24 protein-coding genes and 1 pseudogene are annotated in these 22,153 nt (G+C 48.3%); 16 read left to right on the forward strand and 9 right to left on the reverse strand.

What is annotated here, in order from left to right; all coding sequences use genetic code 11:
- Window positions 1-111: 111 nt before the first annotated feature.
- From D791_RS21025 to D791_RS12340, 5 genes are read right to left on the reverse strand one after another with little or no spacing between them, the layout of a single operon-like run.
- Window positions 112-453 (reverse strand): transketolase C-terminal domain-containing protein, encoded by a 342-nt coding sequence (locus tag D791_RS21025; RefSeq protein WP_237748632.1) that lies wholly within the window; start codon window positions 451-453, stop codon window positions 112-114.
- Window positions 450-1,889 carry a 1-deoxy-D-xylulose-5-phosphate synthase gene (locus D791_RS12330; RefSeq protein WP_237748633.1) on the reverse strand — a complete coding sequence of 480 codons (1,440 nt, stop codon included), beginning with the start codon at window positions 1,887-1,889 and terminating at the stop codon, window positions 450-452. The genes D791_RS21025 and D791_RS12330 overlap by 4 nt, the downstream gene beginning before the upstream one ends.
- The gene (locus D791_RS21480; RefSeq protein WP_272944842.1) at window positions 1,889-2,320 is read right to left on the reverse strand and encodes a polyprenyl synthetase family protein; all 432 of its coding nucleotides are present in this window, start codon (window positions 2,318-2,320) and stop codon (window positions 1,889-1,891) included. The genes D791_RS12330 and D791_RS21480 overlap by 1 nt, the downstream gene beginning before the upstream one ends.
- Window positions 2,298-2,774 (reverse strand): polyprenyl synthetase family protein, encoded by a 477-nt coding sequence (locus tag D791_RS21485; protein WP_272944843.1) that lies wholly within the window; start codon window positions 2,772-2,774, stop codon window positions 2,298-2,300. The genes D791_RS21480 and D791_RS21485 overlap by 23 nt, the downstream gene beginning before the upstream one ends.
- Before the next feature lie 2 nt (window positions 2,775-2,776).
- On the reverse strand, window positions 2,777-3,016 hold the full coding sequence (locus tag D791_RS12340) for an exodeoxyribonuclease VII small subunit (RefSeq protein WP_036512083.1): 240 nt from the start codon (window positions 3,014-3,016) through the stop codon (window positions 2,777-2,779).
- A gap of 172 nt (window positions 3,017-3,188) precedes the next feature.
- Between D791_RS12340 and pomA the strand changes: the two genes are divergently transcribed.
- The 11 genes from pomA to D791_RS21030 all read left to right on the forward strand — a co-directional run bounded on the left by pomA (window position 3,189) and on the right by D791_RS21030 (window position 13,457).
- Window positions 3,189-3,959 carry a flagellar motor protein PomA gene (gene pomA / locus D791_RS12345; protein WP_036512085.1) on the forward strand — a complete coding sequence of 257 codons (771 nt, stop codon included), beginning with the start codon at window positions 3,189-3,191 and terminating at the stop codon, window positions 3,957-3,959.
- A 5-nt stretch (window positions 3,960-3,964) separates the two neighbouring features.
- A complete protein-coding gene (locus D791_RS12350; protein WP_036512087.1) occupies window positions 3,965-4,894 on the forward strand; it encodes a flagellar motor protein MotB in 930 nt (309 codons plus the stop codon).
- Window positions 4,895-4,966: 72 nt separating this feature from the next.
- The gene (locus tag D791_RS12355; protein WP_036512089.1) at window positions 4,967-6,289 is read left to right on the forward strand and encodes an ABC1 kinase family protein; all 1,323 of its coding nucleotides are present in this window, start codon (window positions 4,967-4,969) and stop codon (window positions 6,287-6,289) included.
- Between the two features lie 9 nt (window positions 6,290-6,298).
- Window positions 6,299-6,691, forward strand: a complete 393-nt coding sequence (locus tag D791_RS12360) for an acyl-CoA thioesterase (protein WP_036512091.1) — start codon at window positions 6,299-6,301, stop codon at window positions 6,689-6,691.
- 13 nt (window positions 6,692-6,704) lie between these two features.
- Window positions 6,705-7,814 (forward strand): HAMP domain-containing protein, encoded by a 1,110-nt coding sequence (locus D791_RS19055; RefSeq protein WP_051514485.1) that lies wholly within the window; start codon window positions 6,705-6,707, stop codon window positions 7,812-7,814.
- Complete coding sequence (locus D791_RS12365) at window positions 7,736-8,578, forward strand: sensor histidine kinase (protein WP_081763856.1); 843 nt, start codon at window positions 7,736-7,738, stop codon at window positions 8,576-8,578. Before D791_RS19055 ends, D791_RS12365 begins: the two co-directional genes overlap by 79 nt.
- Window positions 8,575-9,009 (forward strand): response regulator, encoded by a 435-nt coding sequence (locus D791_RS12370; protein ID WP_036512094.1) that lies wholly within the window; start codon window positions 8,575-8,577, stop codon window positions 9,007-9,009. The genes D791_RS12365 and D791_RS12370 overlap by 4 nt, the downstream gene beginning before the upstream one ends.
- A gap of 2 nt (window positions 9,010-9,011) precedes the next feature.
- The gene (locus D791_RS12375) at window positions 9,012-11,522 is read left to right on the forward strand and encodes an EAL domain-containing protein (protein WP_051514487.1); all 2,511 of its coding nucleotides are present in this window, start codon (window positions 9,012-9,014) and stop codon (window positions 11,520-11,522) included.
- A gap of 84 nt (window positions 11,523-11,606) precedes the next feature.
- Window positions 11,607-12,752, forward strand: a complete 1,146-nt coding sequence (locus tag D791_RS12380) for a 1-acyl-sn-glycerol-3-phosphate acyltransferase (protein ID WP_036512097.1) — start codon at window positions 11,607-11,609, stop codon at window positions 12,750-12,752.
- Window positions 12,745-13,263, forward strand: a complete 519-nt coding sequence (locus tag D791_RS12385; protein ID WP_237748634.1) for a lysophospholipid acyltransferase family protein — start codon at window positions 12,745-12,747, stop codon at window positions 13,261-13,263. Before D791_RS12380 ends, D791_RS12385 begins: the two co-directional genes overlap by 8 nt.
- Window positions 13,251-13,457 (forward strand): lysophospholipid acyltransferase family protein, encoded by a 207-nt coding sequence (locus D791_RS21030; protein ID WP_237748635.1) that lies wholly within the window; start codon window positions 13,251-13,253, stop codon window positions 13,455-13,457. Before D791_RS12385 ends, D791_RS21030 begins: the two co-directional genes overlap by 13 nt.
- 59 nt (window positions 13,458-13,516) lie before the next feature.
- On the opposite strand, the gene fabB is transcribed toward D791_RS21030, so the two are convergent.
- The 3 genes from fabB to D791_RS12400 form a co-directional block, all read right to left on the reverse strand.
- Window positions 13,517-14,734, reverse strand: a complete 1,218-nt coding sequence (gene fabB, locus D791_RS12390) for a beta-ketoacyl-ACP synthase I (RefSeq protein ID WP_036512099.1) — start codon at window positions 14,732-14,734, stop codon at window positions 13,517-13,519.
- 92 nt (window positions 14,735-14,826) lie between these two features.
- Complete coding sequence (gene fabA, locus D791_RS12395; protein WP_036512101.1) at window positions 14,827-15,342, reverse strand: bifunctional 3-hydroxydecanoyl-ACP dehydratase/trans-2-decenoyl-ACP isomerase; 516 nt, start codon at window positions 15,340-15,342, stop codon at window positions 14,827-14,829.
- 162 nt (window positions 15,343-15,504) lie between these two features.
- Window positions 15,505-16,473 (reverse strand): polyprenyl synthetase family protein, encoded by a 969-nt coding sequence (locus D791_RS12400; protein WP_036512103.1) that lies wholly within the window; start codon window positions 16,471-16,473, stop codon window positions 15,505-15,507.
- A gap of 338 nt (window positions 16,474-16,811) precedes the next feature.
- Here D791_RS12400 and rplU point away from each other — a divergent pair, with 338 nt between their 5' ends.
- From rplU to proB, 4 genes and pseudogenes are all read left to right on the forward strand, one after another.
- A complete protein-coding gene (rplU, locus tag D791_RS12405; RefSeq protein ID WP_036512105.1) occupies window positions 16,812-17,123 on the forward strand; it encodes a 50S ribosomal protein L21 in 312 nt (103 codons plus the stop codon).
- Window positions 17,124-17,168: 45 nt separating this feature from the next.
- Window positions 17,169-17,426, forward strand: coding sequence for a 50S ribosomal protein L27 (gene rpmA / locus D791_RS12410; protein WP_036512107.1), 258 nt, complete (start codon window positions 17,169-17,171; stop codon window positions 17,424-17,426).
- A 155-nt stretch (window positions 17,427-17,581) separates the two neighbouring features.
- Window positions 17,582-18,774, forward strand: a pseudogene (gene cgtA, locus D791_RS12415) (Obg family GTPase CgtA).
- A gap of 14 nt (window positions 18,775-18,788) precedes the next feature.
- Window positions 18,789-19,913, forward strand: coding sequence for a glutamate 5-kinase (proB, locus tag D791_RS12420; protein WP_081763858.1), 1,125 nt, complete (start codon window positions 18,789-18,791; stop codon window positions 19,911-19,913).
- 137 nt (window positions 19,914-20,050) lie between these two features.
- On the opposite strand, the gene rpsT is transcribed toward proB, so the two are convergent.
- Window positions 20,051-20,314 carry a 30S ribosomal protein S20 gene (rpsT, locus tag D791_RS12425; RefSeq protein ID WP_036512113.1) on the reverse strand — a complete coding sequence of 88 codons (264 nt, stop codon included), beginning with the start codon at window positions 20,312-20,314 and terminating at the stop codon, window positions 20,051-20,053.
- A 304-nt stretch (window positions 20,315-20,618) separates the two neighbouring features.
- On the opposite strand from rpsT, the gene murJ reads away from it, so the two are divergent.
- Window positions 20,619-22,118 carry a murein biosynthesis integral membrane protein MurJ gene (gene murJ / locus D791_RS12430; protein WP_237748638.1) on the forward strand — a complete coding sequence of 500 codons (1,500 nt, stop codon included), beginning with the start codon at window positions 20,619-20,621 and terminating at the stop codon, window positions 22,116-22,118.
- Window positions 22,119-22,153 lie beyond the last annotated feature (35 nt).

A 22,153-nucleotide genomic window follows, 5' to 3' on the forward strand; every position in this document is an offset into this window, starting at 1 on the left:
GCCACTCTTCATCAATTTCTGAAGAGTGGCGTTACGATAAGAGGGCTAAGCTCTATTTAATCAATACCCATCCCCATCTAGGATCCGTTTTGGCTAAGCTTCAAATAAGGGTTATTCGTTTATCAGATTAAGTATGCGGGCGCGCATTTGCTCAATCGATAAACCACACGCCTCCAGTTGTTCTTCTCGCGTGGCATGTTCTATCCACTCATCCGGTATACCCAGGCAGACAAGTCGATTGCACATACGATGCGTGTGTAAGAACTCGCTGATGGCCGATCCGGCCCCTCCCGCTAGGCTGTGATCCTCTAAGGTGATGAGCGTTGGATATTGACGGCAAATGTCAGTGAGCATGTCTGTATGTAAAGGTTTAACACAGCGCATATCGAAGATGGTGATGTTTAAGGCTTCGGCAACGGCTTGTGCTCTCGCCAACAGGGGACCAAAATTCAATAGGGCAATCGCTTCCGAGCTTGGTAAGCAACATAGGGTGTTGGGTAGGCTGGTGTCTCGACAGCCTGCCCCCATGTTTCGGGAGTGCCACGCGGGTAACGCACAGCCACTGGCCCTGATTGCTGATGGCTGAACTCTAAGGCTTGCACTAACTCTGCTTCATTTGCGGGAGTCAGTAACGTCATATTGGGAAGCGTGCGCATAAAGGCTAAGTCAAAATTGCCAGCATGTGTTGCACCGTCTTCACCCACCAACCCTGCACGGTCAACTGCAAACACAACGTTGAGCTTTTGGATGGCCACATCATGTATGACTTGGTCATAGGCGCGTTGTAAAAACGTCGAGTAGATAGCGACGACAGGCTTCATACCTTTAATCGCTAATCCAGCCGCCAAGGTAACCGCATGTTGTTCAGCAATCGCAACATCAAAATAACGGTCAGGATACAACTCAGAAAAATGCACTAGGTCAGAGCCTTCGCGCATGGCGGGTGTGATAGCGACGATACGCGTATCCGTTGCTGCTTTTTCGCATAGCCAGTGCCCAAAAATATTGCAAAACTTGGGCGAGGGTGTTGGTTTTTTCGGCGGTGTTAAGGGGTCTATTTTACTAATCGCGTGAAAACCGACAGGGTCGGCTTCCGCTGGCGCATAGCCTTTGCCTTTGCGGGTAATCACGTGAAGGAATTGTGGTCCTTTAGCCGCCAATACGCGATCCAGGTTGGCGATGAGATCCGGCAGATTGTGCCCATCAATAGGGCCTGTATATTCAAACGCTAAGGCTTCAAACAGCGCGGCAGTTGTTTGACCATCAGTCTTATTTTTTAAATTATTGGCCAGATAGGTTGCGAGTCCACCTTCATTGCGTGAAATCGACATGTCATTGTCGTTAAGAATGACGAGAAGGTCCGCTTGGGTATGAGCCGCATGGTTTAAAGCTTCAAACGCCATTCCTGCAGTCATGGCGCCGTCCCCAATCACCGCAACGGCTTTATGAGACAATCCTTTCAATCGGAATGCCAATGCAGCGCCAAGTGCAGCACTAATTGAGGTGCTGGAATGACCTGTCCCAAACGCATCGTAGGGGCTTTCATCTGGCTTGGGAAAAGGCGCCAAGCCCTGTGCTTGCCGCATGCTGAGCATAGCGTCTTTGCGACCTGTCAAAATTTTATGGGGGTAGCACTGATGCCCCACATCCCAGACAAGAAAATCATCCGGCGTGTTTAAACAATGGTGAAGCGCTAGGGTTAACTCAACCACACCCAAGCCTGCCCCAAAGTGTCCCCCGGTTTGTGCAGTTGAGTAGAGCAGCCATAGACGCACTTCATCGGCAAGTTGTGTGAGCTGTTCGAGCGATAGGGTACGCAGTTTATCAGGCGTATCGATTAGATCGAGCAGCGGAGTATTGGGGCGAGTGAGTGGAAAGGTGTCTAACATTAATGATCACGCTCAACAATATAGTCAGCGAGTGCCAATAAGGCAGACGAACTGGAACCATAGGAGTGCAGGCATGTGTGGGCTTGTGCTTGCAAGCTGAGAAGTTTGTCCTTGGCACCTTGAAGGCCTAGTAAGGCTGGGTAGGTGGGCTTATTGCGTGCGAGATCTGAGCCTGAGGGTTTGCCAAGCGTTAGTGTGTCGCCCTCGATATCGAGCAGGTCATCTTTCACTTGAAAGGCGAGTCCAATAATACGACCAAACCTAGACAAGTCCTGCAGCACCTGTTGATCTTGGCAGTCGGCTGCTTGCGCACCCAATGTCAGGCTTGCAGAAATCAGCGCCCCTGTTTTATGACAATGCATGGCTTCGAGTTGATCCAGTGTCAGAGGGTGATCCTCGTGGGCTAAATCAAATGCTTGCCCGGCCACCATCTCTGTGGCCTGCCGCAACGGCAAGTGTCTGAATCATTTTGAGCTGAGACTCAGGTGTGTAGAGCGGTGAGGGCCGACTGAGTACTTCAAAGGCCAGCGTCAGTAACGCATCACCTGCTAAAATGGCATTGGCTTCACCAAACTCTATATGACAGGTGGGTTTGCCACGGCGAAGTTCATCATTGTCCATGGCGGGTAAATCGTCATGAATCAGCGAGTAGGTGTGAATCATTTCAATGGCCGCAGCCGGTGCCAGAGCCTTCTCGTCATCAGCGCCACAAAATGCATTGGCAAGGAATACCAACGCTGGGCGTATGCGTTTTCCGCCCTGTAACAGAGAGTAACGCATAGCATTTTGTAAGTAGGGGTAGAGTTCTACTTGCGCCGGAATTTGAGCATTAAGGTGTTCTTCTGTTAAAGCAGTGTAGTGCTTTAGCTGCGCCGATAAATCCACGATTATTGTGCCTCGTCTTTGAAGGGGTACGCCACGGCTTCGCCATTTTCTTCAATTAACACATTCACACGTTGCTCAGCCTTTTCGAGTTGCATTTGGCACTCACGTGTTAATGAAATGCCTTCCTCGAAGGTTTTTAATGCTTCTTCAATGGGAAGATCGCCTTGTTCCATTTTTTCGACGAGGGCCTCAAGGCGGGCGATCGACTGTTCAAAACTGATGGGGTTGCTTTCGGTCGTCATCTATCAGGATCCTCTTTGACTTCAGTCTAGCAAATTACGAAACCTTAAACGCGCGGTCAATGAAATCATCTATTTTGGTGTTTCATTAATCGATGAACAAGGGTATAAATCTGCTATTATAGACCGAATTCGAATAGGGTTTTGGGAAGTTTCGCTTGTTGAGGGGTATTCAGTGGATATAGCTACGCTCGTAGGGTTGATAGGCAGCTTCGCAATTATTATCTCAGCGATGGTAATGGGCGGCGATATTGGGATTTTCGTTAACCCGCCTTCCTTGTTAATCGTAATGGGCGGAACTATTTTTGTCGTGCTCATGAAGTTTACACTTGGGCAATTCTTAGCGGCAGGGAAAGTGGCTGCGAAAGCCTTCATGTTCAAATCCGTCAGTCCAGAAAGCATTATTGCCGAAACCGTTGAAATGGCGGACGCCGCTCGGAAAGGCGGGTTGCTATCGCTGGAGGATAAGAAAGTCTCCAGTGACTTTATGCAGCGCGGTATACAGTTATTGGTAGACGGCCATGATCCTGATGTTGTGAAATCCTTGCTGAACAAAGAGGCTCGCTTGACGTATGATCGTCATGATTTTGGAGCCAAGATCTTCTCTGCAATGGGAGATGTAGGGCCAGCGATGGGCATGATCGGGACGCTAGTGGGCTTGGTGCAAATGTTGTCCAACATGAGCGATCCAAAAGCAATCGGCCCGGCGATGGCGGTGGCGTTGTTAACCACCCTGTATGGAGCGATGCTCGCGAATATGTTTGCGATTCCTGTTGCGGATAAATTGAATTTACGTCGTAACGAAGAAGCACTAAACAATGCGCTCATTATCGATGGGTTGTTGGCAATTCAAGCCGGTCAAAACCCGCGTGTTATTGAGCAAATGTTACGAAATTACTTACCTGAGAAAAAACGGGCGAGTAAAGCAGCAGGGAACGAGGGTTAGTTAGGATGAGTGCAGAAGAAGAATGCAACTGTCCTCCTTGTAAACCGGGGTTGCCAGCATGGTTGGCAACTTTCGGTGACTTAATGTCGTTGCTCATGTGTTTTTTCGTGTTGCTGCTGTCGTTTTCGGAAATGGACGTTCTGAGATTTAAACAACTGGCGGGCTCGATGCGAGAGGCATTTGGTGTTCAAGCACAGATTAAGGTGGAAGATATTCCGAAAGGGACGTCAATCATTGCCAGAGAGTTTAGCCCAGGCCGTCCTGAGCCAACGCCTTTAAATGAAGTCAGACAAATGACCACCAATGTTGAGTTGCATACGCTGGATGTGCGCTCACAAGTCGGTGAGTCTGTATTGGAAGAACGGCAAGCTGAGTCGGAAGAGGAGCAGCGCCAACAGCAAGAAGAGCAAGCTCAACAAGACGCAATGAAGTTCGCTATGGCACTGTCAGCTGAAATTGGCGAAGGGTCAATTGAGGTTGAAACGGATGGTACGCGTATTATTATTCGTGTACGGGAGCGAGGTTCATTTTTGCAAGGGTCTGCTCGGATACAGGATGATTATATTCCAGTGCTAGAGAGAATTCGTGATGTACTGATAACGGTGCCAGGGCGGGTTACAGTACAAGGACATACGGACAGTACGCCATATGTTGGTCGACAGTTTGAATCAAATTGGGATTTGTCAGCGGCGAGAGCTTTAGCCGTTGCCCATGAGTTGTTTTCTGATCCTCGTACCAATGAAGCGAGGTTTACCGTCTCTGGGTATGCGTTCAGTCGTCCCCTAGTTCCGAATGATACCGAGGCGAATCGGGCACGTAACCGTCGCGTAGAGATCATTATTGAAAAGAGCGAATTGTTAGAGCAAATGCCGATTCGCACCAACCCACCCAGTATCAGTGAGCCAGAGCGGCTGATGCCAAACGAGATTTTTTAGCCGTCAGGTTGCTGTGTAAGCAGTGAGCCATGCTTCGTGCTTTCTCGTACTGAATAAAAAGGAGAAAGCACTATGCAACCCAAAACCAAAGCCGTGCCCTCAGGGCGTTTATCCAGAATCATGCACTTAGGCAGTCTCGTGACGCGAGTCGCGGGAGGGGTTGTTGCAGAAAGTGTTCGACAATACAGCAGTGGTCATCGACCAAGTCCGAAAGATGTGTTGCTGACGCCCGCAAATCTGAAACGCGTGGCCGAAAAGCTAGCACATTTGCGTGGTGCAGCGATGAAGGTTGGACAGCTCTTGTCAATGGATGCAGGTGATCTTTTGCCAGCGGAACTGTCGGAGCTTTTATCCCAATTGCGCGCTTCAGCGACGCCGATGCCGATGTTGCAGTTAGCTGAGGTCCTTGAGCAAAGTTTTGGCAATGACTGGCAGGCTTCGTTTCAGCAGTTTGGTTTTACCCCGATTGCCGCGGCTTCAATTGGCCAAGTGCATCGCGCTGTTCTGTTAAATGGTCAAGTTGTCGCTTTAAAAATCCAGTATCCCGGTGTTGCAAAGAGTATTGACTCCGACGTTGATAATGTCGTGTCCTTACTTAAACTGTCTCGATTACTGCCTGCGGGGTTGGATTTGACGGAGTTGATTGAAGAGGCCAAAGTGCAACTTCATGCCGAGGCTGATTACCAGCAAGAAGCCTCGCACTTACGCTATTACCGAGATTCTCTGGTGGGGAATCCACAGATACGCGTACCAGAGTATATTCCTGAACTCAGTACTCAGCATGTTTTAGCGATGAGTTATGAACAGGGGGAGCCGTTAGAGAGCGTCGAAACTCTATCGCACGGCATCCGCCAACAGGTTGCCGAAGCCCTACTGTCCTTATTCTTTCAAGAGCTATTTGAGTTTCGAAGAGTTCAAACAGATCCTAATTTTGCTAATTACCTCTACGATGCATCCACATCACAATTAGTGTTATTGGACTTTGGCGCAACACGCGTCTACTCTAAAACCATCTGTGATGCATACCGAGCGCTGTTTACAGCAGGTGTGCAGGGCGATTCGCAGTTGATGGAGCAGGCGGCTCGCCAGATTGGGTATTTCAGTGAGTCCGTCAATGAAGGGCAAGTGGCGTCAGTGATGCGTTTGTTTAGCTTAGCGTTGGAGCCCTTGAAAGCTGATCATGCCTATGATTTTTCCAGCACAGATTTAGCGCGACGATTGCGTGATCAGGGGATGGAACTCAGTTTTGGGCAAGGCTACTGGCACTCACCACCGGTAGATGCTTTATTTCTTCATCGTAAATTAGCAGGGTTGTATCTATTGTTTGCTCGGCTTAAAGTGAAGATCAATTGCCAAGGTGTACTAAGACCTTGGTTGACTCACGACGAACAATAGGATGCAAATATGTTTAGTTTCACGATTACGCCTGCGTTTTACGACACTGATGCCTTAGGCCATATCAACAACACACGTGTTCCGCAATGGTTTGAGGTGGCCCGTAATGATGTGTTTAAGTTGTTTACGCCAGACTTAAACCCAAAGACTTGGGAGTTGATCTTAGCACGCATTGAAGTCGACTTTGTGGGTGAGCTGTTTTTGAACAGTCCGGTAGAGATTAAAACCTATATCAGTCGCATTGGTAATTCGTCTTTTAGTGTGTATCAGGAAGCATGGCAAGATGGAAAACTTGGGTCTAAGGGCGAAGCTGCGTTGGTTCGCTATAATTTTAATGAGGGCAAGTCGATGCCGCTGACGTCGGAGCAGCGCGCGGCGCTAGAAGCACACCTTAAGGGATAGAGAAAGGAGATCAATGAATATCCCCATAATAAATGAGATCCCAGGGCGCATCTTGGCGCCCGTCCTCTTAGCTGTGGTGGCCATATTAGGCGTTTTTTATAATCATGAGCAAAAAATGGACGGTTTGGAGCGCTTAGTACTGGCCTCCGAACAGGATACGCTTAGGGATTATCTGACCTTGCAAAAACGACCGCTGAATGATTTGCATAATCAAGCACGATTTGATGAGCAACAGCTGCAATTCTCTATTTCATCCACGCGAGCACTGACTCGGTACAGTTTTATATTGGATCAAGATTTCAATCTTGTCATGAGTCTATCTGAGTTTGAACCCGGTAGATCGTTTGACTCAACGCTTCTCGACAACGATGCTTTGCTTATGAGTACGGTCAGCCACCTTTTGTTAAACGCATCTTCAGAGATTGAGGTGGAACGAGCCTCAAACACTCTTACACTCATCGGATACCTCGCTCTAGAGTACGGACATTTAATTGTGGTACGCGATCTCTCGCCGCAGATGGCCTACTATCGCACACAAGTATTGAGAATGACCTTTAAAGACGGTGTCACATTTTTATTGGCGGCCATGTTGCTGGCCATTGCCATGTATGTTGTCTGGTTTCGGCGCAGCAAAGCGGTATTGCAGACCTTGACCCAGATCGGGCGAGGTAACCTATCAGCGCGCTGTCACATCTCAGGTCGAAATGAAATGTCAGAAATTGCCCAAGCGATTAACCGGATGGCCGATCATCTGTCGTTAGCGCTTGACCGTGAAAAACACTTAGTGGGCCTCATCAATCGCTCACCGATTGTTGTGTTTGAATGGAAGAATTTGCCCGGCTGGCCTGTCAATTTCGTCAGTGAAAGTGTGAATAGCTGGGGGTATTCGGTTGAAGATTTTATCCAAGGTAAAATACATTTCTTTGATCTGATTCATCCCGATGATCAAGCACGAATATTAGCCGAGGTTACCCATTATTTAGCCAATGGCCCCGATGATTATCGTCAGGAGTATCGCATTCTATGCGCTAATCAAGAGGAGCTATGGTTGATGATCGGACCTGGTTGGTTCGGGATGAATTGGGGCACGTCGCCATCATCTATGGAGTGGTTGTCGATGTGACGGAGCTTAAACGGTCTGAGCTGCAAATACGTGAATTAAATGATGTGTTGGAACAGCGAGTTGAAGAGCGAACAAACGCGCTTGAGGCTGCCAATCAGGAGCTGGAAGCCTTTACCTACAGTGTTTCGCATGATCTTAAGGCGCCCTTGAGGGGTATTGATGGATACAGCCAGTTATTAATGGAGGCTTACCGAAACCAATTGGATGAAGAAGGTGAAACCTTTCTACGCAACATCAGGGATGGTGTAGGGCAGATGCATCAACTCATAGAAGATTTATTATCCTACTCGCGTATTGAGCGTAAGACACTCCAAGCACAAGCGTTTGATGTCAGTCTATTTGTTAAAGAGTTGGTTGAGCATTCCTTAAAGACCGACCCTCACCCTCAGGCCAAAATTACAATCGACCTACCTTCCTGTCAGCTTGAGTTGGATCCAGATGGCTTTGCGCTAGTGATACGGAATATCTTGACGAATGCGCTTAAGTTTTCGATCAATAGGCAGCCGCCCATTGTTGAAATTCGTGGACGAGTAACAGATACTCGATTTGTGCTTGAAGTTAAGGACAATGGGGTCGGGTTTGATATGAAATATCATGATCGTATTTTTCAGATATTTCAACGCCTTCACCGACGTGAGGATTTTCCAGGGACAGGTGTTGGATTGGCTCTGGTTAAAAAAGCTATGCAGCGGATGGGCGGTGAGGTCAGAGCCGAAAGTGAGCTAGGCAAGGGTGCACTATTTATTTTGGAGTTTGATCTATGACGCAGGCGTATCTTCAGCAACCGATCTTATTGGTAGAGGACAATCCCGTTGATTTGGATTTGACCTTACGTGCCTTTAAGCGCAAACATTTTTTGAATCCAATCGAAGTGGCGCGTGACGGTGAAGAAGCATTAGCGTACATAGAACGCTGGGATGCGGGTGAGCGTACCCCTTTAGTTATCCTGCTGGATTTAAAACTGCCGAAGGTGAATGGGTTAGAGGTGCTTAAAGAACTCAAGCAACACCCCGTCTACAAAACCATACCGGTTGTTATTTTGACCTCTTCATCTGAAGGTGTGGATATGAAGACTGCTTACTCGTTGGGTGTCAATTCCTATATCGTGAAGCCAGTTGACTTTGCGAAGTTTATTGATGTTGCCGAACAGATAGAACTTTATTGGTGTGCGCTTAACCACCCAGAGACTCGATAAGTATGCGCGTACTGTACATCGAAGATAATGCGGTTGATGCAGATCTGACACGACGCTATTTCCAACAACATCATGCCATGATTGAGCTTGATATAGTCTCGAGCCTTGCCGATGGCATGGTAAAGCTGAGTCAATCCCATGACTATCATTTACTCCTAACCGATTTAAGGTTGCCTGATGGTTCTGGGCTCGAAGCGCTGTCTTGGGTTAGACAGCGGGGTGTTCCGATCTCAGTGGTGATACTGACAGGCCAAGGTGATGAGGCGTCTAGTTTGGCCGCACTCAAACAAGGTGCGGATGAATATGTTGTTAAACGCAATGACTATTTGCCAGGGTTGGCGGCAAGTTTGTTTTCGGCACTTGCGCGCTTTCGTTCAGTTCCTAAATACTTAAGTCGCCATATCCGTGTTCTCTACGTTGAGCACAACCCGTATGATGCCGATTTGGCATTGCGTTTTATGGCGACACATGCCCCTTATATCGAACTGACCTTGGTGTCATCCGCATCAGATGTGTTGGATCGTCTACCAGAGCAATCAAGCGAGCCCACCGAGTTCGATCTTGTCTTGATTGATTATCGTTTGCCCGGAAAAGATGGTTTAGAACTGGTAAGAGAGCTTCGCCATACTCGGCAATTGACCTTACCCTTGGTCTTGATTACAGGGCAGGGGAGTGAAGAGGTGATTGCACAAGCGCTGCACTTGGGCATCGACGATTTCATCTCAAAACATGACGGTTATTTATATGAGCTGGCTGCGTTTCTTGAAAAAGTATGTCGAACCTCTGAGCTGCGTAAAGAGCATCGAGAGTTATTAAAGCTGAATGCAGCCCTGCGGCAAGCTCAAGCTGTGTTTGATTCAACCAGTGAGGGAGTGCTGATCGCCGACCTGAAGCCGACGATTCTTGCGGTCAATAAAGCCTATACCGAAATTACTGGTTATGCTGAAGCTGAAGTCTTAGGCAAAAATCCAGGGTTTATAAAATCAGGCCGACACCATCGCACCTTTTACCAAACTCTTTGGAAAAGTTTGGCGGAGACGGGCAGTTGGCGAGGTGAGATATGGAATCGTCGTAAAACAGGTGAGGTGTTTCCACAGTTTTTGTCCTTGAATACGGTGGTTAATGAGCAGGGGCAAGCGACCCATTACGTGGGTATATTCAACGACTTGAGTTATCAGAAGGAGTCTGAACAGCGTCTTCAGACACTGACACACTATGATCCTTTAACTCAATTGCCAAACCGCTTGTTGCTCTTGTCTCGCATTGACCATGCGATTGATCAGGCCGAGGGGCAAGATCGACAAGTGGCGGTGCTGTACCTTGATTTGGACCGATTTAAAAATATAAATGACAGCTATGGTCATCAAGAAGGTGATGGGTGTTTAAAGGCTCTGGCTCAACGTTTGAGTCATCATTTGGGTAAAGAGGATACGCTGGCAAGGACGGGAGGGGACGAATTTATTGTTGTATTGGAAGGTCTCTCTCATCCAGAGCGCGCAGCACAGAAGGCCGAATCTTTACTTGAACTCATGCAAAAGCCGATTGTCTTGTCTTCTGGATTAGAAGTTGTCTGCGCAGCCAGTATCGGCATTAGCTTGTATCCCCAAGATGGGACAACGGCCACCGAGCTTATTCAATATGCGGATACGGCCATGAATCAGGCAAAAAGTCTTGGTCGTAATACGTATCGATTTTTTACAGAAGAGCTCACAATTCAAGCACGATGCCGTTTAGATTTAGAAAATAGCATTCGCAAAGCGCTCAAAGATAATGAATTTGTGTTGCATTACCAGCCTGTGATTGATGCGCATACTCAGCGTGTAGTTGGCGCAGAAGCGTTGGTGCGTTGGCACCAAAATAAACAGAACCTATTAGGGCCTGATCGGTTTATACCCGTGGCGGAAGAGTGCGGCTTGATTATCCCTTTAGGTCGCTGGGTGTTGCGTCAGGCGTGCCAGCAAATGCGACACTGGCTTGACATGGGTATCCACTTGGAGTTTATGGCGGTAAATCTGTCAGGTGTTCAGTTTAATTTGGGCAGCGTTGAGCAAGAAGTGTTCGAGGCGCTTCAGCGCTCAGGACTGCCGCCCTCGTTTCTGGATTTGGAGTTGACCGAAAGCATCATTATGAACTACGGGAGTCAATCACTCTCGGTAATGAATAAATTGAAGGAGCAAGGCGTGTCCTTGTCTATCGATGATTTTGGTACTGGGTATTCCTCTTTAGCGCATTTAAAAAACTTCCCGGTTGATCGATTAAAAATTGATAAACGCTTTGTCCAGAGCTTAGAAGAACAAACGAAAGACATGGCAATCGTCACCACCATTATTAATATGGCGCACAATTTAGGAATGAAAGTGGTGGCGGAGGGGGTCGAAACGCAAGCACAGCAGGCATTATTGAAACAGCTTGAGTGTGAGTTCTTTCAAGGGTTTTACTTTAGTCGTGCATTGGATGAGGACGCATTTGCCGATTGGTATGCTGCGCACTCATCAAAATACCATCATTCGTAAGGCTATTGGTTGGACTACGCTGCATTTTCGTTTGAAAACAGCTAAAATACAGCCCATTTGTCCCCTGAGGCTGTTTTTAAGAACATGAGTGAACATAGTCAAGTGGTTGATCCTTTTCAGTCAATACGTCCCTATCGAGACAACGAAGTCGCAGAGGTCCTTGGACGTATGTTGCGTGATAACGAGTTTGTAGATGTTATCACTCATTATCAGTTCCCACGTTTGCCTAAATGGGTTTTGCGCATTTTACGCCCTGCAGTCCGGATTGCGTTAGCGGCTAAGGTAGGTGAAATCGAGACGGTTTCTAGCTTCCAAACGTTGATTGCGGGCTATATGACAAAAATGATATCGCGAACAACCTCGAGGTTGAGTTGCAGCGGTATCGATCAATTGGACCCTCAAGAGGCGTATCTGTTTGTCTCGAACCATCGTGATATTGCGATGGACCCGGCCTTTGTGAATTGGGCTTTGTACCAGTATGGTATGAATACTGTTCGAATTGCGATTGGCGATAATTTGTTAAAAAAGCCCTACGTGTCAGATTTGATGCGTTTGAATAAGAGCTTTATTGTGCGTCGCTCGCTAAAAGCGCCGCGAGAAATGATGGCGTCCATGACGCAGCTGTCAGAATACATTGACCACAGCATTATGACGGGCCATTCTGTTTGGATTGCTCAGCGCGAAGGGCGGTCAAAAGATGGAAATGACAGAACAGACCCTACCTTATTGAAAATGTTTTATATGTCGCATCGTAAGCAGCGTAGTTTCGCTGAGATGGTGACGCGCCTGAATATTGTGCCGGTTTCCATCTCCTATGAATACGATCCTTGTGATGCAATGAAAGCACGAGAGTTGGCGGCAATAGAAGAGACGGGTAAGTACGAAAAAAGCCAATATGAAGATATCGACAGTATCGTGAAAGGTATTACCGGGGCTAAAGGTCATGTGCATGTGTCGTTTGGTCAGCCTATCCGGGGTATTTATGAAACACCAGAACAGTTGGCGCAGGAGATTGACCGTCAAATACGCTCGGACTACTACTTGCATCCATCCAATTTAGTGGCGGCAGGTGAATCCATTGATGCAAAAACAGAGCAAGCCTTTGCGGCACGCTTGGCTCAGGTCAGTGGTCGAGCCGAAGATTTTTTGCGGAATATGTATGCAAATCCTGTTTACAATCGACGTGAAGCTGAATCCTTAACGCAAAATGAGGCGGATTCTCATGCTTAAATTTCGAGCCTTTTTATTTGCCCTTGGTTTTTACCCCATCACGATACTCTACTCTATTCCCTGTTTACTAATCGGGCCCTTCCTGCCTTTTCGTCAACGTTTTGCTTTTTTTACTGGCATTAATTATTTCTACATCTCCTGGTTAAAGTGGATGTGTGGGGTGGATACACGAGTTCAAGGGCGAGAGCATTTACCAAATGCAGGCGCTTTTGTTGTTCTGGGTAACCATCAAAGTGAATGGGAGACCTTATATTTTCAAATCCTTGTTCGTCCACAGGTGGTGGTCCTTAAAAAAGAGCTTTTAAAGATTCCCTTTTTTGGTTGGGCGTTGGGTCTTCTGAAGCCGATCGCCTTGGATCGGTCACAGCGCAGAGGAGCGCTGAAACAGCTGTTGGAGCAAGGAGCGGCTCGCCTAAGTGAAGATATTCCCATTGTGATGTTCCTCAAGGAACACGGGTTAAAGTGGGAGAGGAAGGGAAGTTTAATAAGGGCGGGGCTATGTTGGCTGTGAAAGCTGGCGTGCCGATTGTGCCGATTGTGCATAATGCTGGGCGCTTGTGGCCTGGTAAGTCATTCGTTAAGTACCCGGGAGTTATCGATGTTCATATTGGCCCTGCAGTCTTGACGGAAGGACGCAGTGTTGAAGATGTGCATGCCGAAGTGACTGAGTGGATGCTTGAACGTATGAAGTTGCTGGGCGCCTAACCTAGCCTGAAATCCAAAAAAAATGCCGGTTCTTACACCGGCATTTTTTTGGCTAAGAATCAGCCAGCGTATCGTTGAAAAATCAGCGTAGAATTGGTACCGCCAAAGCCAAAGCTGTTCGACATGACACGCTCAAGTTCGACGTTGTCCATGCGTTGAGTGACAACGGGCAAGCCTTCTGCTTCAGGGTCTAGGGTTTCGATATTTGCAGAGGCACAGATGAATTTATGTTGCTGCATTAGCAGGCAGTAAATAGCTTCTTGTACACCAGTTGCCCCTAATGAGTGACCTGCCAAGGATTTAGTGGAGCTGACTGGAGGCATTTGATCACCAAACAGGGTTTTCATTGCCTTCAGTTCTTGAATGTCACCCGCTGGCGTAGAGGTGCCATGGGAGTTAATGTAGTCGATTGGGCCGTCGACGCTTGCCATGGCTTGTTGCATGCAACGCACGGCTCCTTCACCAGAAGGGGCAACCATGTCATAGCCATCCGACGTTGCGCCATAACCGACGAGTTCGGCATATATTTTTGCGCCACGGGCTTTTGCATGTTCAAGTTCTTCAAGAACGAGCATGCCGCCGCCGCCCGCAATAACAAACCCATCACGATTTGCATCATAGGCTCTAGAGGCTTTTTCGGGAGTGTCATTGTATTTGCTGGATAACGCACCCATTGCATCAAACATGACACTGAGGGACCAATGCAGTTCTTCACCACCGCCTGCAAAAATAACGTCTTGTTTACCCAGTTGTATGAGCTCCATCGCATTGCCGATGCAGTGTGCACTGGTCGCACAAGCGGAAGTGATGGAATAGTTGACGCCTTTGATTTTGAAAGGTGTGGCTAAACAGGCTGATACAGTGGAGCCCATGGTGCGTGTTACGCGATAGGGTCCAACGCGTCGAACACCTTTATCGCGAAGGATGTCAGCTGTTTCGACGATATCGGCTGAAGAGGCTCCACCTGAGCCTGCAATGAGACCTGTGCGAACATTGGATACTTGGTCTTCTGTAAGGCCAGAATCCGTAATTGCCTGTTGCATGGCAAGGTAGGCATACGCCGATGCATTGCCCATGAAACGACGCAGTTTGCGATCAATCAGGCTATCGAGATCGATATCAATGCTGCCTGCAACTTGACTACGAAATCCAAGAGCTTGATATTCTGGCTGAAAACGTATGCCGGAGCGGCCTTCTTTCAGTGAATCCAAAACTGTGTCAGTATCGTTGCCAAGGCAAGACACGATTCCCATACCGGTAACCACAACGCGTCGCATGTGTAGACTCTCTCTGCTTTGTACGAAAACGTAAGTTTATCTGTCTATAGTATCTAGTGTAGCCACAAATCGTGAGTACACGCTTTATTATTTTAGAAATTTTCGGTGGAGGTGAATAACCCTACACGTAAATCTTTTGCGGTGTAAATTTCGCGACCATCGACGGACATGGTTGCATCTGCAATGCCCATCACCAGTTTACGTTCGATAACGCGTTTAAGTTGGATGTGATAGGTCACTTTTTTTGCGGTGGGCAGTACTTGTCCTGTGAATTTCACTTCACCGGCACCGAGTGCACGTCCACGCCCTTTGTTGCCTTTCCAGCCTAAAAAGAATCCAACAATCTGCCACATAGCATCAAGGCCTAAGCAGCCTGGCATCACGGGATCGGTTGGGAAATGGCAGTCGAAAAACCAAAGGTCAGGTGTAATGTCCAATTCTGCGATGATTTCGCCCTTACCAAACTCACCGCCGTCTTCAGTGATACTAATGATGCGATCCATCATCAGCATGTTTCCGACAGGGAGTCGTGCGTTGCCAGGGCCAAACATTTCGCCGTAGCCGCATTTTAATAGGTCTTCACGTTCAAAAGAGGAGGGTCTAGTCATTGGTTTTTATCTATCCAAGGGCCGATTGCAAAAATTAATAGGCGCTATTATATCTTTTCATGGCCTATCTGACATTAGTCAGAGTTGATTATTTAATGCGCAACCCATTAAAACCTGCATCTTTTTGAGTGATGACTGTGCGGTTTGGTCTTGAGGTTCGGTTTAATGTTTTCGCTGAGTGGCCATCTTGGCGAGCGTGATCAGCGTGTCTTTGAATGATGAGTTCGGTATTGCATCGAGCGCGGCAATGGCGAGATCAGACTGATGGCGTGCTTGCTCAAGTGCGTAGTCTATGGCTTGGGTTCTTGCAACGATATCCAGTACCGATTGTAAGTGTTCAATCCCGCCTTTTCGTATCGCTTGGCGTAAAACATCTCTTTCATCTTGGGTGCCTGTGCGCATGGCATAAATGAGGGGGAGTGTTGCCTTGCCTTCGGCTAAATCATCACCCACGTTTTTTCCCATCTCTTCGCTGCTGGATTGATAATCCATGACGTCATCAATCACTTGAAACGCAATGCCTAAATGGCGGCCATATAAACGCATGGCTTCTTGGGATTCGCTAGAGGCCTCGGCTAAAATAGCGCCGCACTCAGTGGCGGCTTCAAACAGCATGGCTGTTTTGCCAAGGATAACCTGCATGTAGGCATCTTCGGTGATGTCAGGGTTGCGTTGGTTAAGCAGTTGTAAAACTTCGCCTTCTGCAATGATGGTTGTTGCGTGTGAGATAACCTGCATGATTTCCATGCGGCCTATTTCGACCATGATTTGAAAAGCGCGAGAATAAAGAAAATCACCGACAAGAACGCTGGGCGCATTGCCCCATTTGGCATTGGCGGTGGCATTGCCGCGGCGTAACTCGGAGTTGTCGACGACATCGTCATGCAGTAGCGTGGCGGTGTGTATGAATTCAATAACAGCCGCCAGTTGGATGTGGTTTGAGCCTGAATATTGGCAGGCATTGGCGCTGAGCAGAACCAAAAGCGGGCGTAAACGTTTGCCGCCGCTTTCGACAATATAATGCCCCATCTTTTCGACAAGAGGAACGTTAGAACCTAAGTGATTGAGTATAAAGTCCGTAACGGCATCAAACTGGGGTTCGATAATCGGGTTTAACTGGTGTGGCTGCATGTTTTGAAGTCAGGCCGGCTCAATTAATGTTGCTGGCATGCTAGGGAGAAGGAGGGGCTATGTCAAGATTCAATCGATGTCAGGGTGCTTTTTTAACGCAAAATGAGGCTCGGTTGCCCTGAAATAGCGGGTTTATTGGCTTGAACCGTATTTCCTAAATCTGTATAATCTCCGCCCCTGAGCCTGTCCAAATAACGCTCCCTATCATATGGTACCCGAGCCAAACACACCTTTATCTCATTTAGTTGAGTTGGTAAGGTGTTTAATGTCTTGATTTGTATGCCATTAGAAATAGGTTTCGTCCTAGTAGCCGGACAGTGCATAACTTGGAGAAGAAAATGTTCGCAGTAATTGTTAGCGGCGGTAAGCAGTACCGTGTGCAGGAAGGCCAAACGATTAAGTTAGAAAAATTGCCAGCTGAGCAAGGCGCAAGTGTCACTTTTGACCGCGTATTGTTGGTTAGTAATGGTGATAACGTAACAGTAGGTGCGCCTGTTGTTGAAGGTGCTAAAGTCTCTGCTGAGGTTGTTGGGCATGGTCGTGGTGAGAAAGTGACCATCATCAAATTCCGTCGCCGTAAGCATCACATGAAGCGTCAGGGCCACCGTCAGTGGTTTACTGAAGTTAAGATTACCGGTATCAGTGCCTGATTTCAGGTGTGATTTGATCCGACAACTGAATAGGAGATAGATACAATGGCTCATAAGAAGGCGGGTGGTTCCACGCGTAACGGCCGTGACTCACAGGCGAAACGTCTTGGCGTTAAGCGTTTTGGTGGTCAAGTGGTATTGGCGGGCAACATTCTGGTTCGTCAGCGTGGTACTAAGTTCCATGCAGGTCCAAACGTCGGTTTGGGCAAAGATCATACTCTTTTTGCAACAGCGGATGGTGTGGTTAAGTTTGTCGTTAAAGGTCCTCAGAAGCGTAAGTACGTGACTGTAGTGCCAGCATAAGCGGCCAGTGGTTTTGTGAAAAAAGCTCCGCTTAGCGGGGCTTTTTTTATATGCGTTTATGGATGTTGGTGCGTCAATGTTGTCATAAGGATGTGGATAGTCCGTTGGCGGGTGAGTTGCCCATTTTGGGTTTAAATCCTTTGGGAGGAAAAAAGATGAAATTTGTCGATGAAGCAACGATTACCGTAGAAGCGGGCAAGGGTGGAAACGGCTGTATGAGCTTTCGGCGTGAAAAATTCATCCGAAGGGTGGACCTGATGGGGGTGATGGAGGTGATGGAGGATCGGTATGGGTTGAGGCGGACGAGAGTCTCAATACGCTGATCGATTATCGCTTTACCCGCCGATACAATGCGCAGAATGGGCAGCCGGGTCGTGGTGCAAATTGCACAGGTAGTAAGGGTGAAGAGTTGGTGCTTAAGGTTCCGGTGGGTACCACAGTGGTTGATGTGGACACGGATGAAGTGCTGGCGGATTTAACCTATATCGGCCAAAGAGAGAAAGTGGCGCAAGGTGGCTTCCATGGGCTGGGGAATACCCGTTATAAGAGCAGTGTAAATCGGAGTCCGACTCAGACAACAAAAGGATCTCCGGGTGAGTTGCGTAATTTGCGTTTGGAATTGAAAGTTCTTGCAGATGTAGGGTTGTTGGGATTACCGAATGCAGGTAAGTCTACGTTCATTCGCTCTGTGTCTGCGGCTCGTCCGAAAGTGGCGGATTATCCCTTTACGACCTTGGTTCCAAATTTGGGTGTCGTTCGAACAGAAGCGCATCGAAGCTTTGTGGTTGCCGATATACCGGGAATCATTGAAGGTGCGGCTGAGGGGGCGGGCTTAGGGATACGCTTTTTGAAGCACTTGGCGCGTAATCGGGTGTTGTTGCATTTGGTGGATATGGCGCCATGGGATGAGCAGTCTCCAGCAGAATCGGCTAAGGTGGCGGTGCGTGAGTTAACGCGCTTTAGTGCGACGCTTGCGCAGCAGCCACGTTGGTTGGTGTTGAATAAGTTGGATTTGCTGCCTGAAGATGAGCGTGAGTCGGCGTGTCAGGCTGTTGTTGATGCGTTGGATTGGCAGGGACCTGTTTATTCTATTTCAGCGTTGAATAAAATGGGTTTGCAGGCGTTGGTGCATGATTTGCAGGACTTCTTGGATGCGCGAGTTGCCGCGATTGCTGAAAATCCAGCCTTGTTGGATGAAGAGCAAGCCACGCGTGCAATTATTGATCATGAGGCGCGAGTGAATCTCGAGCGCTTGCGTCAAGAGATGCGTGCGAAGCGCGAAGAAGCTGATTGGGATGATGATTTCGACGACGATGATTACGATGTCGAAGTGGAATATGTTCGTTGACGGAGACGCTAAAGTTGAGCTCAGGTCGTAATAGGTTGGCAAAAAAAGGCCGTTGGGTCGTCAAGATCGGCAGTGCATTGCTGACAGATGATGGAAAGGGATTGGATCAAAAGGCGATAGCGCTTTGGGTTGATCAGTTGGTTCGCTTGCGGGCAGAAGGTACGGAGATTGTTCTCGTGTCCTCTGGAGCGGTTGCCGAAGGTATGACGCGCTTGGGTTGGAAGGATCGCCCGTCGGAGGTGTATCGTCTGCAGGCTGCTGCTGCTGTGGGTCAGATGGGCTTGGTGCAGGCTTGGGAGGCGCAGTTTATGCGCCACGGTATCCATACGGCGCAAGTGTTGCTGACGCATGATGATCTTTCAAATCGTAAACGTTATTTGAATGCGCGCTCAACTTTGCGAACGCTGATTGAATTGGGTGTTGTCGCTGTCATTAATGAGAATGATACGGTTATCACCAGTGAAATCCGCTTTGGTGATAACGATACCCTGGGTGCGTTGGTTGCAAATGCGGTCGAGGCGGATGCGCTGATTTTGCTAACGGATCAGAAGGGCTTGTTTGATGCGGATCCGCGTCATAATCCCGATGCGCAGATGATCTCTGAAGCGCGTGCTGAGGAGGAGCGTGTTCTGGCTGTTGCTGGGGATGGCGGTAAGCTTGGGCGGGGTGGTATGGCCACAAAGGTGCGTGCGGCTCGCTTGGCGGCTCGCTCTGGAGCTGTAACGGTGATTGCCAGTGGGCGTGAGCCTGAAGTGTTGGTGAGGTTGAAGTCGGGAGAGGCATTAGGGACGTTGTTGACGCCTGATAGAGGGCCTGTTGCGGCGCGTAAGCAGTGGATTGCAGGGCATTTGCAGGCGCGTGGAACCTTGGTGGTGGATGCGGGGGCGGTGTCTGCGCTGACGTCTTCGGGGCGGAGTTTGTTGCCGGCGGGAGTGGTTGATGTGAGTGGTGATTTTTCTCGAGGAGAAATGGTGGTGGTTGCTGATGAGACCGGGGCGGTAATTGCTCGGGGGTTGGTAAACTATGGCGCTGATGATGCGCGAAGGATTGCCGGTAAGCCTACTCGAGATATCGAATCAATTTTGGGTTTTGTGGGTGAGGCTGAGCTCATTCATCGTGACAATATGGTGTTGGCTTAAGATTGCTTGCGTGATCGTGTTTTGCAGGGTTGCGCAGCATTGTTTCGTGTTATGTGTGTATTTGCATTTATGTGGTTATGAATAAGACGCAAAAAAACCGGCCTTGGCCGGTTTTTTAGTATTCAGCGTTGTGCATCTTAAGCCAAGGCTTTGATTTTCGCACTCAGGCGGCTCTTATGACGAGCAACCTTATTTTTGTGGAAAATGCCTTTGCTAACAGAGCTGTCCAGGATAGGCTGGGCAGTTTTGAAAGCTTCTTCAGCAGCGGCTTTGTCACCACTGTCGAGGGCTTTGATGATTTTTTTCAAATAAGTACGCGCCATGGAGCGCAGGCTAGCGTTTTGCTGACGACGCTTCTCCGCCTGGCGAGCACGTTTACGGGATCCTGCGGAATTAGCCACAGTCTGGCTCCTTTAAACATTAGGTTGATCAAAAATACGGCGGTAAGAAGTGCCGAAAATCAGACGCGAAATTATTCATGTAAACGGCTTGGATGTCAACCCATGAGTGCAATAGAAATTAAAATTCTTGCTAGGAGTCCGTCACAAACATCGTTATCATCTGCCATTTATAGGGCAGTCACGTAAGGTTGGGCCTTTGGGCTTTTCAACGGCGTTATATTAACAGATTCTGGGCAGGAAGAAATTGGAAAACAAGGAAAAAGCTAAAGTGGGACTGTTGCGTGCCAGTGGGCTTGTCGGTTTGATGACATTGCTGTCTCGTGTGATGGGGTTGGTCAGAGATGTTGTGGTTGCCAATTACTTTGGTGCCAGTGGTCATGCGGACGCGTTTTTTGTTGCGTTTAAAATTCCCAATTTTTTACGACGCTTATTTGCAGAAGGTGCTTTTGCGCAAGCGTTCGTGCCCGTGTTGTCTGAATACCGAACTCAGCGAGACCATTCGGCTGTTCAGTTTTTGATTAATCGAGTGGCGGGCAGTTTGGGGATGATTCTGCTGCTGTTGAGTCTAGTGGCAATGATGGCTGCTCCGGTTTTGGCTGCCGTCTTTGCGCCAGGGTTCTATTTGGCCCAAGATGAACGCTTTCCGTTAGCGGCTGACATGCTGCGGATTACGTTTCCCTATTTGATGCTGATTTCCTTAACGGCCTTTTGTGGTGCTATTTTGAACAGTTACGAGCGTTTTGCTGTGCCTGCTTTCACGCCAGTGCTACTGAATGTGTGTTTGATCGGGTCTGCGTTGTGGTTAAGTCCCTTCTTTGACCCCCCCGTGCTAGCATTGGCTTGGGGTGTGTTTCTCGCCGGTGTCATGCAGCTCTTGTTTCAGTTGCCGTTTTTAGCCCGGATTCGTTTGTTGCCAAGGCCTCAGCTGGGTTGGCAGGATGAGGGTGTAAAGCGCATTATGACGTTGATGGTTCCTGCGCTCTTTGGCGTGTCGGTGGCACAAATTAATCTGTTACTGGATACAGTGCTGGCCTCTTTTTTACAAACGGGCAGTGTGTCGTGGTTGTACTATTCAGATCGTCTGGTTGAATTGCCCTTAGGGGTGTTTGGTATCGCCATCGCAACGGTGATTCTTCCAGCCTTGTCACGCAATCATGCGGCAAAAAGTGATGAAACCTTTGCGCGGACGTTGGACTGGGCTGTGCGCATGATTTTGTTAATTGGCTTGCCTGCCGCGCTGGCCTTGTTTGTCTTGGCTGAGCCTTTGATTACGACGTTATTTCATTACGGGCAAATGACGGATCGAGATGTGCTAATGGCCTCCATGAGTTTGCGCGCCTATGCTGTTGGGCTCTTGGCATTCATGCTGATTAAAGTGCTGGCAACCGGGTATTTTTCACGGCAAGACATGAAAACACCTGTACGAATTGCCATATGGTCAATGGTTGCCAATATGCTATTCAATTTGATGCTTGTTTGGTCTTTTGACCATGTGGGGCTTGCGTTGGCAACGTCACTGTCGGCCTTCCTGAATGCAGGTATGTTATTGATGGGTCTAATTAAAGCAGGTGTATTTCGTTGGCAGCCCGGCTGGTTAACCGTTGGCGTGCGTATGATGCTGGCAAATAGTGTTATGTTGGCAGGGCTTTTGTACTGGGTGGGTTCGGCAGACGTTTGGCTAGACGCAGACTTATGGGACCGAGTTTTCAAGCTCACCGCTCTAGTGGTATTAGGTGCTGGTTTGTATGGAGTGGTTCTGCTGGTCGCCGGCTTGCGTCTGCGGGATTTGCGGGCTCAGGTTTAGCGTAGTGCAGGGCTGATAAAGTGATTGCATTTACG

This window comes from Nitrincola nitratireducens (assembly GCF_000585235.1).
Classification (GTDB): domain Bacteria; phylum Pseudomonadota; class Gammaproteobacteria; order Pseudomonadales; family Balneatricaceae; genus Nitrincola; species Nitrincola alkalisediminis.

Excerpts from the sequence above, each read along its gene's own strand:
- D791_RS12330 (WP_237748633.1), bottom strand. The coding sequence starts at position 1,889 with ATGTTAGACACCTTTCCACTCACTCGCCCCAATACTCCGCTGCTCGAT.
- D791_RS21480 (WP_272944842.1), bottom strand. The coding sequence starts at position 2,320 with ATGGTGGCCGGGCAAGCATTTGATTTAGCCCACGAGGATCACCCTCTG.
- D791_RS12340 (WP_036512083.1), bottom strand. The coding sequence starts at position 3,016 with ATGACGACCGAAAGCAACCCCATCAGTTTTGAACAGTCGATCGCCCGC.
- D791_RS12350 (WP_036512087.1), top strand. The coding sequence starts at position 3,965 with ATGAGTGCAGAAGAAGAATGCAACTGTCCTCCTTGTAAACCGGGGTTG.
- D791_RS12355 (WP_036512089.1), top strand. The coding sequence starts at position 4,967 with ATGCAACCCAAAACCAAAGCCGTGCCCTCAGGGCGTTTATCCAGAATC.
- D791_RS12360 (WP_036512091.1), top strand. The coding sequence starts at position 6,299 with ATGTTTAGTTTCACGATTACGCCTGCGTTTTACGACACTGATGCCTTA.
- D791_RS19055 (WP_051514485.1), top strand. The coding sequence starts at position 6,705 with ATGAATATCCCCATAATAAATGAGATCCCAGGGCGCATCTTGGCGCCC.
- D791_RS12365 (WP_081763856.1), top strand. The coding sequence starts at position 7,736 with ATGGTTGATGATCGGACCTGGTTGGTTCGGGATGAATTGGGGCACGTC.
- D791_RS12370 (WP_036512094.1), top strand. The coding sequence starts at position 8,575 with ATGACGCAGGCGTATCTTCAGCAACCGATCTTATTGGTAGAGGACAAT.
- D791_RS12375 (WP_051514487.1), top strand. The coding sequence starts at position 9,012 with ATGCGCGTACTGTACATCGAAGATAATGCGGTTGATGCAGATCTGACA.
- D791_RS12380 (WP_036512097.1), top strand. The coding sequence starts at position 11,607 with ATGAGTGAACATAGTCAAGTGGTTGATCCTTTTCAGTCAATACGTCCC.
- D791_RS12385 (WP_237748634.1), top strand. The coding sequence starts at position 12,745 with ATGCTTAAATTTCGAGCCTTTTTATTTGCCCTTGGTTTTTACCCCATC.
- D791_RS21030 (WP_237748635.1), top strand. The coding sequence starts at position 13,251 with ATGTTGGCTGTGAAAGCTGGCGTGCCGATTGTGCCGATTGTGCATAAT.
- fabB (WP_036512099.1), bottom strand. The coding sequence starts at position 14,734 with ATGCGACGCGTTGTGGTTACCGGTATGGGAATCGTGTCTTGCCTTGGC.
- fabA (WP_036512101.1), bottom strand. The coding sequence starts at position 15,342 with ATGACTAGACCCTCCTCTTTTGAACGTGAAGACCTATTAAAATGCGGC.
- D791_RS12400 (WP_036512103.1), bottom strand. The coding sequence starts at position 16,473 with ATGCAGCCACACCAGTTAAACCCGATTATCGAACCCCAGTTTGATGCC.
- rplU (WP_036512105.1), top strand. The coding sequence starts at position 16,812 with ATGTTCGCAGTAATTGTTAGCGGCGGTAAGCAGTACCGTGTGCAGGAA.
- rpmA (WP_036512107.1), top strand. The coding sequence starts at position 17,169 with ATGGCTCATAAGAAGGCGGGTGGTTCCACGCGTAACGGCCGTGACTCA.
- murJ (WP_237748638.1), top strand. The coding sequence starts at position 20,619 with ATGACATTGCTGTCTCGTGTGATGGGGTTGGTCAGAGATGTTGTGGTT.